Here is a 16,882-nt window from a genome sequence, read left to right on the forward strand (position 1 = left end):
CAGCGTTCGTCCTGAGCCAGGATCAAACTCTCCAATAAAGTATTGAAAAGAGCGATAAGCTCATTTTGAATCTGACGATTCATTGTGAATCAAAAGTTACTATCCATTTGTTCAGTTTTCAAGGAACTTGTATGTCCGTTTATGTTGACGTTTGTCAACCGGACAGGAATCTTATCATATCATGTTAACTAACTTACTGTCAACACTTTGTTTTCGTCATCTTTCAAATGATTATGACAATCATTCGTTTGAAGCGACAAGAAATAATATATCACGTAGTGATTTATTTAGCAAGCATTTTTAATCAACCTTCTGATATCATGATATCTTCATCTACGGTGTCTTGTTTCCAACCTGTATTCGACAGATTAGCACATGCTCTGAACAAGTGAAAGGCTACCCTTAAAGTGCATTACATATAAAAGAAATAACTCATTTCTATAAATACTCCCTTTTATAACCACAAGTAATAATGATCTAGATGAGTTTTAGTTAGAGTACCGATCGGGATAACGATCCCTGCCCTTCTGATGGTTTGAAGAAAGTGATCCAAAAACTCTATAATAAGGTATATAGATATAGAGATAAGGTTAAGCAGTCAAGTGTACTACTTTCATAAGTAGCCTATGAACAATCGTATATCCATCTCGCATTGCACCTTTACACAGATCACGTACTCCATTCACAGCTAGCTAGTACATATCAAAGTTCTGAATAAACTCATTACTAACCTATATGGGGTGATCGCACTTGAAGCAATGGTTAAAGAACAGACGGAAAGGTTACGGCAAAAAGTTGGTTTCCATCCATGCGTGGAATGCCTGGATTGTTGTGATCCTTGCTATAACAGGTCTTATGCTGGTAGGCGGCTTTTGGCGCGAGATACTCGGAATTGGACGTGTCTGGTTAAAATGGCTACATATCATCGTTGGGCTAGCTATGCTGGCACCCGTAGTATATTACTTGATTTTGGCCGGAAAGCACTGGAAACAGCTTCGTAATAGACCCTGGCAAAAGGTGAACACCATCTTTGTTCTTGCGCTGCTGGTAGGCTGGCTACTCTCGGGTATTGTATTATGGCAGTTCAAGCTAGCTGGACCTCGATGGTCGAATGCTGCACTTTTGATCCATGACCTGCTGACTTGGGTGGGCTTACCTTATATTATCTATCACTCCATCACTCGGACCAAATGGTTAAAGGACCCTGCACGTCGTGCGGTTAAAACCACTACAACTTCAACACGAACTCAAAATACAGCTGATCCATCTGATTCAATATCGGATGAAAAAGAAACTCCGGCTGCTATATCTTCTTCCCAGTTTGATCGCAGTTCCCAGAGAGATCCCCTCAAATCAGAGGAGCGACCTCAACCGTTGTATACACGACGAGCTTTCATCCGTTCTGCTGTGGGGGTTGGTCTCGCCGTGACTCTTGGTCCTACTTTTATATCCTGGGTAGGTCGAAATCTCAAGATCGATAATAGTATTGATAGCATGCTGGAGAACGATCCTAACCGTATGGTTCCTCTGCCACAACCGCTGTCTGCCTCTTCACCTCCCATTGGAGGCGGAGCTGAAGGTCATTTCCGCGTATATACGGTTACGCCTATACCGTCCTTCTCCAATGCTAACTGGTCTTTCCGAATCGATGGACTGGTTGAACGGGCACAGGTCTGGAATTGGGAACAATTCGTGAAGCTGGCGCGCACCGTACAGGTTAGTGATTTCCACTGTGTAACGGGCTGGTCTGTATATAAGAATACCTGGGAAGGCATTTCTCTTGCACAGCTTTTGAAACAAGCCGGGGTCAAACCGGAAGCTCACAGCGTGAAGTTTTATTCCGGTGATGGTGTGTATACGGATGCCATTACGATGGATCAAGCACAAATGGAAGATATTATGGTCGCTGTCATGCATGATGGCAAACCTATCCCTGCTGATCTTGGCGGTCCGGTACGGCTCGTCATTCCTCAGATGTATGCCTATAAATCAGTAAAATGGTTGAATCGCATTGAACTCATCGACAGCGAACATATCGGTTACTGGGAAGAACGAGGATATGATAAGGATGCATGGCTTACAGGGGCATCTCAGCGCATCCCTAACAATTTAAGTGGATCATGATGAGATAAGATAAGATTGGTGAGCGTTCTTTCGTTGTAAAAATAATTCAATAAACAGCAAAAGCCCCCGATCACATATTCGTGTCTTCGGGGGCTTTTTTCTTTTTCCTCATTATGAACTCTCTGATTACACTTTAACCCTGTGGGTTCAAAAGACGTACAAGTTCGTCCTCATCCTCAATCGTAGGAATGCCAAGATCATGGGCTTTGGTTAGCTTACTACCTGCCTTCTCTCCGGCAATAACCAAATCTGTCTTTTTCGACACACTGCCAGTCACCTTCGCTCCGAGCGCTTCCAGTCTTTGCGTTGCCTCTTCCCGCGTCAATTGGTGCAGCGTTCCGGTCAAGACGACCGTTTTACCACTGAAGAAGGAATCTTCCACAACAGCAACGGCTGGTGCCTCAGGTGCCTGAGCTTTCACGCCCAAGTTAAGCATTTTCTCAATTGCAGCCTGTGTAAACGGATCTGCAAAAAAGTTTACGATGCTCTCTGCCACAATACCACCCACGTCGGGTAGTTCAACCAGTTCTTCCACGGTTGCATTCATAATGGCGTGCAGATCTCGATAATGATCAGCGAGCATGCGCGTTGTCGATTTACCTGTGTTCGGAATACCCAGTGAGTATAAGAAGGAAGCCAAGTCTCTATCTTTACTAAGCTCAAGCGCAGCGATAAGGTTGTTCGCTTTCTTTTCCCCAAACCGCTCCAGCTTCACCAGATCATCAAACTGTAACGTATACAGGTCGGCAGGCTCACGTACGTTCAATTCATCATACAACTGAATCGCTGTTTTCTCACTGAACGTCTCGATGTCCATAGCATCACGGGAAGCAAAATGGGAAATACGTGCCACCGTTTGTGGTTTACACGCAAGTCTATTGTTACAGAACAGATGCGCTCCGCGTTGCTCCAGTGGGAATCCACATGCAGGACAATGCTCAGGGAAGACGATCTCCTCACCATCACTCTCCTCCGTCACTTTACCCAGAATCTCAGGAATGACGTCGTTGGAGCGACGGATAAAGACCCGTGTGCCCAGAGCAAACTTCAGATTTTTGCGCTCAATATCGCCGACATTGTTCAGAGTACAGTTCTGTACCGTTACCCCGGCAAGTTCAACCGGTTCTACGCGTGCCAGCGGAGTTACTTTGCCAGTACGGCCCACATTCCATACCACAGCGTTAAGAACCGTTGTAGTCTCTTCAGCCTCGAATTTATATGCCACCGCCCAGCGAGGGAACTTATCGGTATAACCCAACACTTCGCGGGTGCGCATGTCCGTAATTTTGATAACAGCTCCATCGATCAGATAGTCTAGCTGCCCTCGGTTCTCCTGAATCGCGGCCAGTTGTTCCATCACATCATCAAACTCATGGAAATAAGTAATCGATGGATTAACTTTGAAGCGGTTCTCACGCAGGAAATCCATCATCTGATGATGATTGGCAAACTGAATGTCATCCGAATAACCTACATTATAAAAATAAGCATTCAACCGACGCTCAGCCGTCGCCTTCGGATTCAGGTTGCGGAGCGCTCCTGCTGCTGCATTACGCGCATTCTTGAGTGGCTCTGCCGCTGTCTCATTGTATCGGTCCAAGACAGACAGATTCATGATGCCTTCACCCTGTACTTCAATCGTACCGCTTGTGTAAGGAATTTTGAGTGGAACGGATCGGATCGTTCTTACCTGTGCCAAAATACCTTCACCTACGGTACCGTTCCCTCGTGTAGAGGCTTGCACCAACTCACCGTTGGTGTATGTCAGGTTCAGCGTCAATCCGTCAAACTTCAACTCAATGACATAACCTGGTTCCGGTAAAGGCGTATCGGGATTTTTACTGTTATAGTCATTAATCAGTTTTAGTACACGGGTATTCCAGCTCCGAAGCTGCTCAATATTCTGTGCTTTGTCCAGACTCCATAAGGAGGATAAGTGGCGATGCGGGGTAAACCCCTTTAGCAGTTCGCCACCCACACGCTGTGTTGGAGAATCAGGCAGAACCATGCCGCTTTCCTGTTCCAGCGTAACCAGTTCATCGTACAGAAGATCATACTCCTTATCGCTGATCTGTGGCTGATCCATCGTGTAGTACTGATAATTATGCTGGTTCAGCTCGGTAACGAGTTGCTCCATCCGGTGCATCGGGTCCATACAGGGCCATCCCTCCGTTAATTTGATCTATGTAGAACGAACACTCCTATTGCACGTGAACTCCGATAACAGAATAACTTTCTGATCGCTGTTATCCCCGGATTTCTTTTAATCCATTTTAAAAGGTGGAAATCCGGGGATAAAGGCGAACGCTATGCTTCTTCAAGTTATTTCTGTTCTCTCTGTTATCGTACAAAAGGGGGTTTCGTTCTTATTCTACTTTTGTAATTGGGGCAAATCCGGCAAGCAAACGTTTCACACCCACCGGAGCCGGGAAGGCAATCTGCAGTTCGGTATCATTACCTGTCCCTTTGACCGCAACAATGGTGCCTGTCCCCCATTTGCCATGCTGCACTTTATCTCCTGCCTTGAATCCTGCTTCACCATCAGAAGCTACCGGCTTGGAAGCAGAGGATGGCGTAGAATATGTTGGGCGGGAGACACTTGTGGTCACACGCGAAGTTGGCGTGGATGAGGTAGCAGATGAACCGCTTTTACTTTGGTGATCGAACAGCTTGGTGCCACCACCGAAGTTACTTCCTCCACTAGAGCCTAACCCACGTCCACCATATGAGCCTCCTCCGCTACTGCCACGGCGGTAACGATCACGAGCCATGGAGGTGTCTTCCTTCAGCTCATCCGGAATTTCATCCAGGAAGCGGGAAGGCGGGTTCGCAGTTGTACGTCCAAACAACGTCCGCATCTGTGCACAAGACAGGAACAGTTGCTCTTCCGCACGGGTGATCCCTACATAAGCAAGTCGGCGTTCTTCTTCCAATTCTTCATTGTCCATAAAGGCACGGCTATGCGGGAAGACCCCTTCCTCCATACCCACGATAAAGACAACCGGGAACTCCAGACCTTTGGCGCTGTGCATGGTCATCAGGGTAACCGCGTCGCTCTGATCCTCTTCATCATCGTTCATGCTGTCGATGTCAGCAATCAATGCAAGATCGGTGAGGAACGACACGAGCGTTTTGTCTTCATTATTTTTCTCAAATTCCATCGTTACCGACAGGAACTCTTCAATGTTCTCCAGCCGTGCACGGGATTCGAGTGTGTTTTCATTTTGCATCTCAAGACGGTATTGGCTCATCTCAAGAATCTTCTCGGTCAGTTCAGTTACAGACAGATACTCTACCATCTGATGCAACGCAGCGATCATGTCATAGAACTCCACCAGCGCATTCCGCGTACGACCAGCAAAACCAAGATCATCTACGACCTGAAGCACACGGAAAATAGAAATTCCACGCTCTCCTGCCGCAGCCGCGAGCTTCGCTACTGTTGTATCACCAATGCTACGTTTTGGTACATTAATGATCCGTGTAAGACTGATATCATCGTCGGGGTTGGATAACAGGCGCAGATACGCCAGAATGTCCTTGATCTCTTTACGATCATAGAACTTGATGCCGCCGACAATCTGATACGGAATATCAGACTTGATCAGAATTTCCTCTATAACCCGGGACTGAGCGTTGGTACGGTACAAAATGGCATGGTTCTGATAGGATTTGCCGTTCTTCACATTTTTACTAATCTCAGAGGTAACAAAATACCCCTCATCATGCTCGGAATCCGCACGGTACACCTTGATCTTCGAACCACCCTCTTTGTCCGTCCACAGTTTCTTCGGTTTACGCCCTGTATTCAGGCCGATCACTTCATTCGCTGCATTCAGGATATTGGAAGTAGAACGGTAGTTCTGCTCGAGCAAAATCGTGTTTGCTTCAGGGTAATCTTTCTCAAAGTTCAGGATATTGCTGATATCCGCCCCACGCCAGCGATAGATCGACTGGTCACTATCCCCTACAACGCAGATGTGGTGGTGGCTGTCAGCAAGCATGCGGCACAGCATGTACTGTGCACGGTTCGTATCCTGATACTCGTCCACGTGAATGTATTGGAATTTCTTTTGGTAAAAGTCGAGGACTTCCGGCACTTCCTTGAACAGTTGAATGGTCTGCATAATGAGATCGTCGAAATCAAGTGAATTGTTGGCTCTTAACCGTTTCTGGTACATCTTATATACCTTCGCCACAATACCCTCGAAATAGTCTCCCGACTGCTTCTCATATTGCTCCGGACTGATCAGTTCATTCTTGGCCGTGCTCATCATGGATTGAACTGCTTTGGGCTCGAATTTCTTGGTATCAATATTCTGGTCTTTCATACAGCTGCGAATAACAGATAATTGGTCCGATGAGTCCAAAATACTGAAGTTGGAGGTAAAGCCAATACGTTCAATATCACGACGCAAAATACGCACGCACATGGAGTGGAACGTGGATACCCATATGTCGCGGCCTTGGGAGCCACCAACTAGTTGGGATACACGATCTTGCATCTCACGGGCGGCTTTGTTCGTAAATGTAATCGCTAAAATGCCCCACGGGGGTGCCTTCCGTGTTGCAATGAGGTAGGCAATCCGGTGTGTCAGCACCCGGGTCTTGCCGGAGCCGGCTCCGGCCATAATCAGCAGCGGGCCATCCGTCGCCTCGACGGCTTGCCGTTGAGGGGTGTTAAGCCGTGCAACGGCATCATGTATATTTACAGGTTGCATGCATGCATGCTCCTTTCGTTGGTTGGTTGGTCGGTATACCTGATCTATCCATTACACTTGGACTTCGATTGCAGCAGCATCTTCCGATCGTCGTTATCCCCAAATTTTTTGATTCCCTTTAATAAAGGGAAAATCCGGTGATAAATACGAACACTTCGTTTCTTCAGATTGCTTCTGCACTCTCCGTTTCCGTGTAAACATAATCCTGTATACGAATTATTGGTAAGAGGTTAAAAACCGGAAATAAAGGCGAATGCTTCGCTTCTCCAGCTTATTTCTGTCCTCTACGTTCTCGTGTAAAATTTAGTTTAGCTTATATTTAAGGGTAGTGAAATCACAAGAGAGAACACTGCGTTTCTTCAGATTGCTTCTGCACTCTCCGTTTTCGTGTAAACATAGTCCCTGTATACAAATTTCTTAGAAAAAAAGAACAAAATCAGGTAATAGAAGTATGCTTAGGATTTAGCTTTCTTACAGAAAGCTTTTAACGAGCATTTCGTTTCTCCAACTCACTTCTCTCCTCATCGTTCTCGTGTAAAAGACATTACGCTCATATAACTTCTTAAAATTAGTAAGGGCAAAGTTCTATTTTAACAGATCATAAGGGGAAAATGGGGGAATGGTAAACTAAACCGATTAATTGGTTCCTTTTACAGCCAACACTGTCTCAAGTGCCTTAGTCAAATCGCTGTACACAATGTTACCTACCACGACGGTGTCTGCCACCTGGGCAGCTTGCGTGGCTTTCTCCGGATCATCAATTCCGCCGCCGTAGATGAGGTGTGCCCGCTCCAATTGTCTGTGTGTCTCACCAACAAGTTCCATATCTCCGAACGTTCCGCTGTACTCCATATATACAATGGGAAGATTGAGCAGACGCTCCGCAGCCTGGGCATATGCCACCGCAGCTCCTGTCGTCAGATCCGTATCTGCACCAGTCAACCGCGCTACCGTGGAGTTTGCATTAAGCACAATATAACCCTCGGCAATCAGCAGATCCCAAGGGATAAGATAACCATAACGCTCTATGGCCTGCTGGTGGTGCCCAATCATCCATTTGCTGTCCGTTGCATTTAGGACCATCGGGATCAGATATCCGTCAAACCCGGGAACAACGGCCTCTAGATCGGATACTTCAAGCACACAAGGCAACTCATAGCGACGCACACGGGACATCAGGTCTACCGTGTTATCATAAGTAATTCCGGAAGATCCGCCGACGATAATTGCATCGGTCCCCGACATGCAGACCAGATCGAGTTCTTCGTCTGTAATTTCCCGGTCCGGGTCAAGCTTAAATACATGTCTCCACTGCTTAATCATGTCTATCAACGAACATTCCTCCAGAGGTTCTTCTGCATCCTAGAAAGCTTGTAAACTAAGTCTAAGTCAGCAGACAGTGAGTGTCAATGTTCGTATAAAAAGGGGAACAGGAAAACATGAATTTTTACGGTTTCCAGGCAAAACGTGTATTCATCTCATCCAGTTCTTGCTCTGTCAGCACGTCCGAGTAGACCCCGTACACGCCCCATTTCTCATAATTAGCCACTTGTTCAGTGTCATTGATGGTATGCACGTATGTGACTGAGCCTGCACTATTCAGCTTGGCCACGAAATTCTGGTTTACTTTATATTCCGGCATAGTCACGGCATCAATATCATTCTTTTGCACAAAATCAACAACCTGAGCTTCTGTATCCTGTGTGGCATATAACGTATAGATAATGGAAGGGAATGCATAGACTTCTTTCACCGTTTCGAGCATCGGTTCGTTATAGATCTGTACAACCACCCGGTCCAGCACGGATGGGTCATGTTCTTTGGCTGCATCCACGAGGGATCTTAACACCTGCTGAATATCCTCATCCTTCTGTTCCTTGGTGTCGGTTACGATATACATATCCGGATACTTGGCCAGTACATCTATAATGCCATCAGCATCCATGGGTTGATACATGCCTAAAATAGGCGTATTCATAAATTCATCATGTGTCAGTGCCCCGGCTTGTCTATCCTCCGGAAGCTCTTCGTCTTGTCCTAGCATTTTGCTCATATTAGCGGTCCATTCATGTCTGGCTACGGCTTTGCGATCCGAGGTTAACATAAAGTCGATCTCAAATACACGTGTGCCTTTCTCGTAATTGGCAATCATCGCTTCATAGGCGTTGGTATATGGTTGATCACGAATGCTGCCCATCGCATGGGCGATTAATCTATAAGCGGTAAATCCGTCCCGTTGTTCCTCACTCTCGCTTTCATAGGCGAAAAAGAGTGTGCCCACGGTAACGATCAGTAGTATTAACACGGCGGCAATGCGTTTCATATCACATTCACATCCTCAGTACCTTTTTGTTAGCTATCTACCCGAATTGATGAGGTGTAAAACAAAATAGCCGCCCGAGGCGGCTGTTAAATGGTGGGTGTAGTTTGGAAATAAAGCACGGACCCTCCACATGCTCAGTCCTTTTGCTGTACACTCAACTCTTTCAAAAACGCAATCAGCGCCTCACGCCAAGGTCTCAGAGGTTCCAGTCCGTTCGTTCGAATTGCCAAATGATCCATCACCGAGTATGCAGGACGAGGGGCTGGACGCGGAAACTGATCGGTTGTGCATGGCGTAAGTTCGGCTGTAGGCTCGAACCCACTCTGCTTATTGGCTTCTTCTTTTATTGCCTCTGCAAACTCGTACCATGTGCAAGTTCCTGAATTGGAGGCATGATAGATACCATATTTTTCACTTATGGAAAGGATATGAATGAATCGGGCAAGATCCACCGTATAGGTAGGCGAACCTTGTTGGTCATGAACAACTTGCAGTTGTGGACGTTTCTCCATAAGTTCCAGCATGGTTTTGACAAAATTACTGCCATACACGCCATACACCCATGATGTTCGAATGATAAACCATTGCGTACAAAAACTTTGAACCAGCCGTTCCCCGGCAAGCTTCGACTTGCCGTATACACTCTGCGGATTCGTTACATCGTACTCGCGGTAAGGTGTACTCCCGCTCCCATCAAATACATAATCGGTACTGATATATACCAGTTTTGCTTTCACTTTCTCGGCGGCAACCGCGATATTTCTAGTACCTGATGCATTAATTGCGTATGCTGTATCCTCATCTACCTCAGCCTGATCGACCGCCGTGTAAGCAGCGCAGTGAATAATGATGTGAGGCCGGAAGGTTGTAATCATATCTGTGCACTGCTGTTGATCGGTAATATCCATCTGGTTTTTGTCACAGGCCAATACCTGATGACCCTCTGCTTGAAAGGTCTTCACCACATCATAACCCAGCTGTCCTGCCGCGCCAGTCACCATAACTCTATAGTTCATTTGGACGAATCACCCATCCGCTTACCGTACTGAAGCTGAACATAGTCCTGATATGTGCCTGATTGAATTCTCGTCCACCAATCTTGATGTTTCAGATACCACTCGATCGTCTCCTTGATCCCTGTCTCAAAATTGTGTGCAGGTTGCCATCCGAGCTCTGTACGTATCTTGGTAGGATCTATACCATAACGTCGGTCATGTCCCAATCGATCCTGTACATATTGAATCAAACTCGCTGGTTTACCCAGTTGTTCCAATACGCTCTCCACAATGTAAATATTAGTACGTTCATTATTACCACCAATATTGTATACCTCTCCAGATTGTCCATTATGAATCACCAAATCAATCGCGCTACAGTGATCCTCGACATAAAGCCAGTCACGAATATTGAGGCCGTCACCATATACTGGAATGGCTTCATCATTTAATGCCCGGGATATAATCAGCGGAATCAGTTTCTCTGGAAATTGAAAAGGCCCGTAGTTATTAGAGCAACGTGTAATATTTACAGGAAGTCCAAAGGTTTCGTGATAAGCTCTTACGAGTAGATCCCCGCCAGCTTTACTTGCAGAGTACGGACTGTTTGGCATCAGAGGTGTATCTTCAGTAAATAAACCTGTTGCACCCAATGATCCATATACCTCATCCGTCGATACCTGAACAAATTTGGTGACCTGATACTTCTTTGCCGCATCCAGCAGAACCTGAGTCCCCATCACATTGGTACGCACAAAGATATCCGGGGACAGAATACTTCGATCCACATGAGACTCGGCAGCGAAATTCACAACCACATCGATGCCTTGAGAAAAAACAGCTTCCATCTGCTGTACATCTGCAATATCTGCCTTGATGAAGGTATATCGGGGATTGGACTCTACCGTATGCAAGTTCTCCAAGTTCCCTGCATACGTTAATGCATCCACATTGATAATTTCATAACTCGGATGTTCACGAAGCATATATAACACAAAGTTGCTGCCGATAAATCCGGCCCCACCTGTAACCAGTAGTTTCATGCTGTCTCTCTCCCTCTGCCTCCAGATACAGAAGTATCTGAAAAGTCTGATTAATTAGTCGAAATTCAGTTCAGCATCTTTCAGTAAAGGATGCTTCTGATCCTTCTCCGATAATATAGGTTTCGTCACAGGCCAATCAATGGCGAGCGCCGGATCGTTCCACAGAATTCCACGATCATGTTCAGGTGAATAATAGGCATCTACCTTATAAGTTACCCGGGAATTAGGCACCAAGGTACAGAATCCATGAGCAAATCCTTGAGGAACAAGCAGTTGCCGCTGGTTGTACTCACTTAGAATGACACTTTTCCATCGGCCAAAAGTAGGGGATGAGGTGCGGACATCCACAATCACATCATATATAGCCCCAGATATAACCCTCACCAATTTAGTCTGTGCTTTGGGCTGAAGTTGATAATGAAGCCCACGCAGAACACCTGCTTCAGCCGACAAGGATTGATTGTCCTGAATAAAGACGTGCTGTATCCCCTGTTCATGCAGAACCTGCTCATTATAACTCTCCATAAAATATCCACGGTGATCACCATAAACCTTGGGTTCCAATATGGCAGCACCATCCATAAACAGCGGAAGTACCTTCATGACATCCCTCCGTTTTGCTGTTGACATCATTTCTTCATATTGACTATGTATATGTACAGTGTCGGGTATGTGTTTGTTCATTGGCCTGTATAACCCTCATATTTACTCTTCCATAAAATAAATTAAAGCCCAGCCGCGATATCATTCTTCGGCTGGACTTCAAGGGCATGCGGAAAACCATTTATTGATTCTTTACGACCTGTTCCAAATACTTCAAGAGATCTTTCCGTAGATCCGGGCGTTGCAATGCGTAGTGAATCGATGTCTCAATAAAGCCCAACTTCTCACCAACATCATGACGCAATCCATCAAAGTGATATGCGAGAATCTGCCGCTGTTCATTCAATCGGGACAAGGCATCCGTAAGCTGAATTTCTCCCCCGACACCAGCAGATTGTTGACCTAGTATCTCAAAGATATCCGGTGTAAGAATATAACGTCCCATAATAGCAAGGTTCGAAGGGGAATCTTCGGTCTTTGGTTTCTCAATTAAGCGGCGGGCCCGAAAGACACGATCATCGGTAGGGGTCAGCAACTCTCCGTCCACTATCCCATAGCGGGATACCTCGCTCCAATCAACAGGCTGTACACCAACAATCGGAGATTGCAGTTCATCGTAGACATCGATCATCTGCTTCAGGCAGGGATGTTCCGCTTCCACAATATCATCCCCTAACAGGACGGCAAAAGGCTCGTTGCCGATAAACTTGCGGGCACACCAAATGGCGTGACCAAGTCCCTTCGGTTCCTTTTGACGGATATAATGGATATCTGCCATCTCGGAGGGTTTGCGTACTTCGTTAAGCAAGTCCCACTTCTGTTTATCCGCCAGATTCTGCTCCAGCTCAAAAGAGTAGTCGAAGTGATCTTCAATGGCGCGCTTCCCTTTACCTGTCACAATAATGATATCTTCAATGCCTGAAGCTACGGCTTCTTCAATAATGTACTGGATCGTTGGCTTGTCCACGATGGGCAGCATTTCCTTAGGCATCGCCTTGGTGGCAGGCAGAAACCGGGTACCCAGCCCTGCGGCTGGAATAATCGCTTTGCGAATACGCACACGAACCCACTCCTTTTGCTAAACAAGTTGAACTAAAGATTATTTACACTGACACTACGATGACAGAACAACCTTCCGATCGCTGTTATCCCCAGATTTTTTAATTCACTTTTACAAAGGTGAAATCTGGTGATAAAGGCGAACGCTACGCTTCTCCAGCTTTTTTTTGTCCTCTACGTTTCTCGTGTAAATGATTAGTTCAACTTGTATAGATTCATATATTTAATGATTCTTATTGCTACGATGCTTGGACTCCATTATACCATCAACAATTCGCGGATATCCTGTTCGGATAAGGTCGTCGATACTCCGTCTCCCGGTTCGATAACTTCGGCAATCAAGTCCTTCTTCCGCTGCTGGAGTTCCAAAATCTTCTCTTCGATCGTACCTTCGGTAACCAGACGGATAACTTGCACGACTTGTTTCTGTCCCATGCGATGGGCTCGCCCAATGGCCTGTTCTTCCACGGCAGGATTCCACCACAGATCATATAATATAACGGTATCTGCCCCTGTTAAGTTTAATCCGGTACCTCCAGCTTTCAGGGAGATTAAGAACAGTTCAGCTTCGCCCTCATTAAATCTGTGGCACATCTCAACCCGGCTCTGTGCAGGTGTCTGACCATCGAGGTAGAACAGATTCCTTCCCTGTGCCGCAAGGGTCTGACGAATCAAGTTCAACATGCTCGCAAATTGGGAGAAGATGAGAATTCGTTTCCCTGAAGCCAAACAATCCTCGACCGTTTCTAGCAACTGTTCCATTTTCCCGGAATCTCCTTGATATCCTTCCACAAAGAGGGCCGGATGACAACACAACTGACGCAAGCGCGTGATGCCAGCCAAAATTTTGATGCGATTCTTCTGGAATCCGTTATCCTCCATGTCCTTCGATGCTTCATCCTGAAGCTGGGAAAGGTATGCGGCGTACAGTTTCTTCTGTTCAACCGTAAGCTCTGACCGCTGTACCGTTTCAATTCGATCAGGCAATTCTTCCAACACATCCTTCTTCAGACGGCGCAGAATAAACGGACGGACCATCCGCGAGATCCGTTCCGGAGGAAGGTCGCGGAATCTTCTGTAACTTGGAAACAATCCAGGGAATACCGCTTCAAAAATGGACCACAATTCATCCAGTGAGTTCTCTACAGGCGTTCCTGTGAGTGCAAAACGACGCGGAGCTTGAATCTGTTTGACTGCCTGCGCGGTCTGAGAAGAAGCATTTTTAATTGCCTGAGCTTCATCCAGAATGAGCGTATGAAAGGTTCGGCCCAGGTAGGTATCCAAATCCCGTCTCAACAGAGGATACGACGTCACAATCACATCTGCCTCATCCATTCCAGAAAGCATATTGGCTCGCTCTTCTTTCTGACCGGCTGCGATCAGGACTTTCAGATGCGGGGCAAACCGTGCAAACTCATTAGCCCAGTTATAGGTTAGCGAGGCAGGCGCCACGACAAGTACCGGGGGATGAATGACCCTCGTTCGGATTGTCAGTCCATCCTGCTGCATCGTGGACCATAGGCCATCCGTATTCTCTGAATCCATCTTATCCAATGGGAGCCCAGTTTCGGAATCAATGTTGGAAGTCGCCAACGTTTCACCGCCCCGTAATGATCCGCTCTCCCGGTATTTATCAACGCCCGTATTGTCCATATTGTAGTCGGGCTTCTCCTGAAGAACCGCTGTGATATAGGCGATACTTTGCAACGTTTTGCCAAGTCCCATATCATCCGCCAGAATGCCGCCAAAACGATAATAAGCGAGGGTACGCAGCCACTGGTATCCACTGTTCTGATAATCCCGCAGGATGGGGGTCAGTGTCTCTGGCAATGCAAAATCCATCCGTTCGGGATCTCGCAGATCATCAAGGAAACGTTTCAGGGAGCCTCCCCACTTCACATGACCGGAAACTTCATCCCTGCCTGGCAATTGTAACGCCCGAACAGCTGGCAGCCGGATATGGCTGCTCTTGATGTCATCTGCTCCAAGTCCCAGTGAATCGGCCATATGAGCGAAACTGTCTGCACCTTCATTTTCAAGCGACAGAAAGATACCGCTCTTGAGACGGAAATACGGTTTCTTTTCCACAATGCGACGCATGAGTTCTTGAAGCTCCTGCTCGTCCACACCTTCCATCTCGAATGAAATCTCAAGCCAGTCCAGTCCTCTCCCCAAATCTGCTCGTACTTTCGGCGGTGTTGGATAGGATTGCACCATGGCCTTCACGGCGTTTGGCATATAGATGTCTACCTGTTTTTCAAGCTCAGGCAACAGATGATACATAACATCATAGATGGCATCTTCCCGTTCGCTCGCCCAGACACTACCATCACGTTCCAGGAAAGAACGATCGAGCCGTTCAATGAGATTCCGTTCTTTGTATCGATCACGCACCAAAATAACCTTTTTCTCTTCTTCATCTATTAAATACTCTGCAAGTGGATTAATAACCATGACCTCATAGTCGAATTCCAGACGCGCTGTAATACGTTCACGATAGAAGTCGATGTACAGCTTCGGTGAAAGTTCCGGTTCCGCGATCTGTTCACGCACCTGTGAATCAATGGACAGATGTCCAAGCGTACGCAGTTCTGGCACGACATGCTGTACGAATTCATCCACCTGCTGAGTCGAAATATCGATGCTTTCCTTGATTCCATACGACGTGAGCGCCCCACTCAAGTCCTCCAGACTTCGCATCTGCATCGGCTCCAACATGTGCAACTGCCCTTCCACCACAGCGGCATCATAAGCAGGGAGAAGAATCAGCTCACGCAGTCCGGAAATTTCAAGCTGATATCCTTCATTCACTCCCTGGGCGATCCGGTAAAATAAAGGAAGTACCCCCTCACCCAGTGTGAGTGGTCCATTGGCAAATCCCGTGCCCTCCATCCGGCTGTCGGCCTGTAGTAGTAATTCCAGCAATGGCTTCCATACGAGCGGAGCAATCAGTATATCCCGTCCGTCCGAAGCTCCCAGATAACCGGAGATGGATTGGCGATAGGCCTCCTCACTCTGTCTCATTCGAATAAGCATCGAGAGAATGGCCTGATCCTGCGGAGTGAAAACATGCATCAATGGATCATAGTGGAACAGTTTGGTAAATGACATGGGCTCGCCCTTCTCGATACAGTTCAGGAATTGCTTCACTTTCTGCACCACATACAGACGTTTGTTACCCACTTTCAATTCAAGAGCAAGTTTCCCACCACCCTTGTGAACCTGTATCAGCTTACATATAAACTGAACCTGCAATTCTTCCCGCAGGGAGGAACGGCTGACAGGGGCAGTGTATTTACGATCATTTCCATGCAGCGGTCTCCGATCCTTGGCAAACATGGACAGAATCTGATCCGCCGTACGGTAAGAAGGTTTATCTGCCGAGCGGCCCCACCCCGAAGCTGAGCTTGGACGACCTGCTTGGGCAAAGTGAACGGGCGGACGCTCTGGAGCATCATTCAGTTGCTCTCGTTGTGAAGCAGACTGTGGTCGCTCCCACATGCTCTCTTCGACCAACGTCCCAACTATGGACTTGGAACCTGAGCTGGAACTGGTATTGGCTCCTTGGCCTGTAGCAGGTTGAAGGGGTTTTCCAGAGGCAATCGTGGCATTACGCTCCTGCTGCTCACCCCATTCGTGAATAGCCAACAGGACAGCAGCGACATGTTTGCAATAGTCATAATGCCTGCCATCACCCGGACAACTGCAGCCTGCTACAACCTCACGCGTTCCATCTATATCCACGGTCACCTGATAGCGCTCCGATCCACGTACCTGAGCTTCATAATGAAGCTTGTCCTCACCGACCACCAGATTGGTCACCCTGCCAGATTGGTTATAATCTTCTCCGCGCTTGAATGCCGTGACCCCGCACAGCAATTTGATATCCATAATTGTGAATGGCGCCACGCTTCTTCGCCTCCTGTACATGATGTAAAAAAACCCCAAGAGCTCCGTAAAGCAGAGATTGGGGTTGCTTCATGCTTGATTGTAAATGTTGATGTAACATACAAT

10 protein-coding genes are annotated in these 16,882 nt (G+C 46.9%); 1 reads left to right on the forward strand and 9 read right to left on the reverse strand.

Annotated features, from left to right (window positions below):
* The first annotated feature begins 750 nt into the window (after positions 1 to 750).
* A complete protein-coding gene (locus tag C161_RS00200; RefSeq protein WP_036667700.1) occupies positions 751 to 2,124 on the forward strand; it encodes a molybdopterin-dependent oxidoreductase in 1,374 nt (457 codons plus the stop codon).
* Between the two features lie 133 nt (positions 2,125 to 2,257).
* On the opposite strand, the gene ligA is transcribed toward C161_RS00200, so the two are convergent.
* The 9 genes from ligA to C161_RS31845 form a co-directional block, all read right to left on the reverse strand.
* Positions 2,258 to 4,279, reverse strand: a complete 2,022-nt coding sequence (gene ligA / locus C161_RS00205; RefSeq protein WP_036667701.1) for an NAD-dependent DNA ligase LigA — start codon at positions 4,277 to 4,279, stop codon at positions 2,258 to 2,260.
* Positions 4,280 to 4,490: 211 nt separating this feature from the next.
* The gene (gene pcrA / locus C161_RS00210) at positions 4,491 to 6,845 is read right to left on the reverse strand and encodes a DNA helicase PcrA (RefSeq protein WP_036667702.1); all 2,355 of its coding nucleotides are present in this window, start codon (positions 6,843 to 6,845) and stop codon (positions 4,491 to 4,493) included.
* A gap of 636 nt (positions 6,846 to 7,481) precedes the next feature.
* Entirely contained in the window at positions 7,482 to 8,177 is a 696-nt protein-coding gene (locus C161_RS00215) for a heptaprenylglyceryl phosphate synthase (RefSeq protein ID WP_036667703.1), read from the reverse strand.
* 115 nt (positions 8,178 to 8,292) lie between these two features.
* A complete protein-coding gene (locus tag C161_RS00220) occupies positions 8,293 to 9,168 on the reverse strand; it encodes a phosphatidylinositol-specific phospholipase C/glycerophosphodiester phosphodiesterase family protein (protein WP_036667705.1) in 876 nt (291 codons plus the stop codon).
* 134 nt (positions 9,169 to 9,302) lie between these two features.
* Positions 9,303 to 10,184 carry a dTDP-4-dehydrorhamnose reductase gene (gene rfbD / locus C161_RS00225; protein ID WP_036667706.1) on the reverse strand — a complete coding sequence of 294 codons (882 nt, stop codon included), beginning with the start codon at positions 10,182 to 10,184 and terminating at the stop codon, positions 9,303 to 9,305.
* Positions 10,181 to 11,206: a dTDP-glucose 4,6-dehydratase gene (gene rfbB / locus C161_RS00230; RefSeq protein WP_036667707.1), complete on the reverse strand. Its 1,026-nt coding sequence runs from the start codon at positions 11,204 to 11,206 to the stop codon at positions 10,181 to 10,183. Before rfbB ends, rfbD begins: the two co-directional genes overlap by 4 nt.
* A gap of 54 nt (positions 11,207 to 11,260) precedes the next feature.
* Complete coding sequence (gene rfbC, locus C161_RS00235) at positions 11,261 to 11,809, reverse strand: dTDP-4-dehydrorhamnose 3,5-epimerase (RefSeq protein ID WP_036667708.1); 549 nt, start codon at positions 11,807 to 11,809, stop codon at positions 11,261 to 11,263.
* Between the two features lie 181 nt (positions 11,810 to 11,990).
* On the reverse strand, positions 11,991 to 12,869 hold the full coding sequence (gene galU / locus C161_RS00240) for a UTP--glucose-1-phosphate uridylyltransferase GalU (RefSeq protein WP_036667709.1): 879 nt from the start codon (positions 12,867 to 12,869) through the stop codon (positions 11,991 to 11,993).
* A 257-nt stretch (positions 12,870 to 13,126) separates the two neighbouring features.
* On the reverse strand, positions 13,127 to 16,777 hold the full coding sequence (locus C161_RS31845; RefSeq protein WP_162163186.1) for a DEAD/DEAH box helicase: 3,651 nt from the start codon (positions 16,775 to 16,777) through the stop codon (positions 13,127 to 13,129).
* Positions 16,778 to 16,882: the final 105 nt, after the last annotated feature.

This window comes from Paenibacillus sp. FSL R5-192, from assembly GCF_000517845.1.
Classification (GTDB): domain Bacteria; phylum Bacillota; class Bacilli; order Paenibacillales; family Paenibacillaceae; genus Paenibacillus; species Paenibacillus amylolyticus.

Coding starts and splice junctions, on each gene's coding strand:
- rfbD (WP_036667706.1), bottom strand. CDS start 10,184: ATGAACTATAGAGTTATGGTGACTGGCGCGGCAGGACAGCTGGGTTAT.
- pcrA (WP_036667702.1), bottom strand. CDS start 6,845: ATGCAACCTGTAAATATACATGATGCCGTTGCACGGCTTAACACCCCT.
- ligA (WP_036667701.1), bottom strand. CDS start 4,279: ATGGACCCGATGCACCGGATGGAGCAACTCGTTACCGAGCTGAACCAG.
- C161_RS00220 (WP_036667705.1), bottom strand. CDS start 9,168: ATGAAACGCATTGCCGCCGTGTTAATACTACTGATCGTTACCGTGGGC.
- rfbC (WP_036667708.1), bottom strand. CDS start 11,809: ATGAAGGTACTTCCGCTGTTTATGGATGGTGCTGCCATATTGGAACCC.
- rfbB (WP_036667707.1), bottom strand. CDS start 11,206: ATGAAACTACTGGTTACAGGTGGGGCCGGATTTATCGGCAGCAACTTT.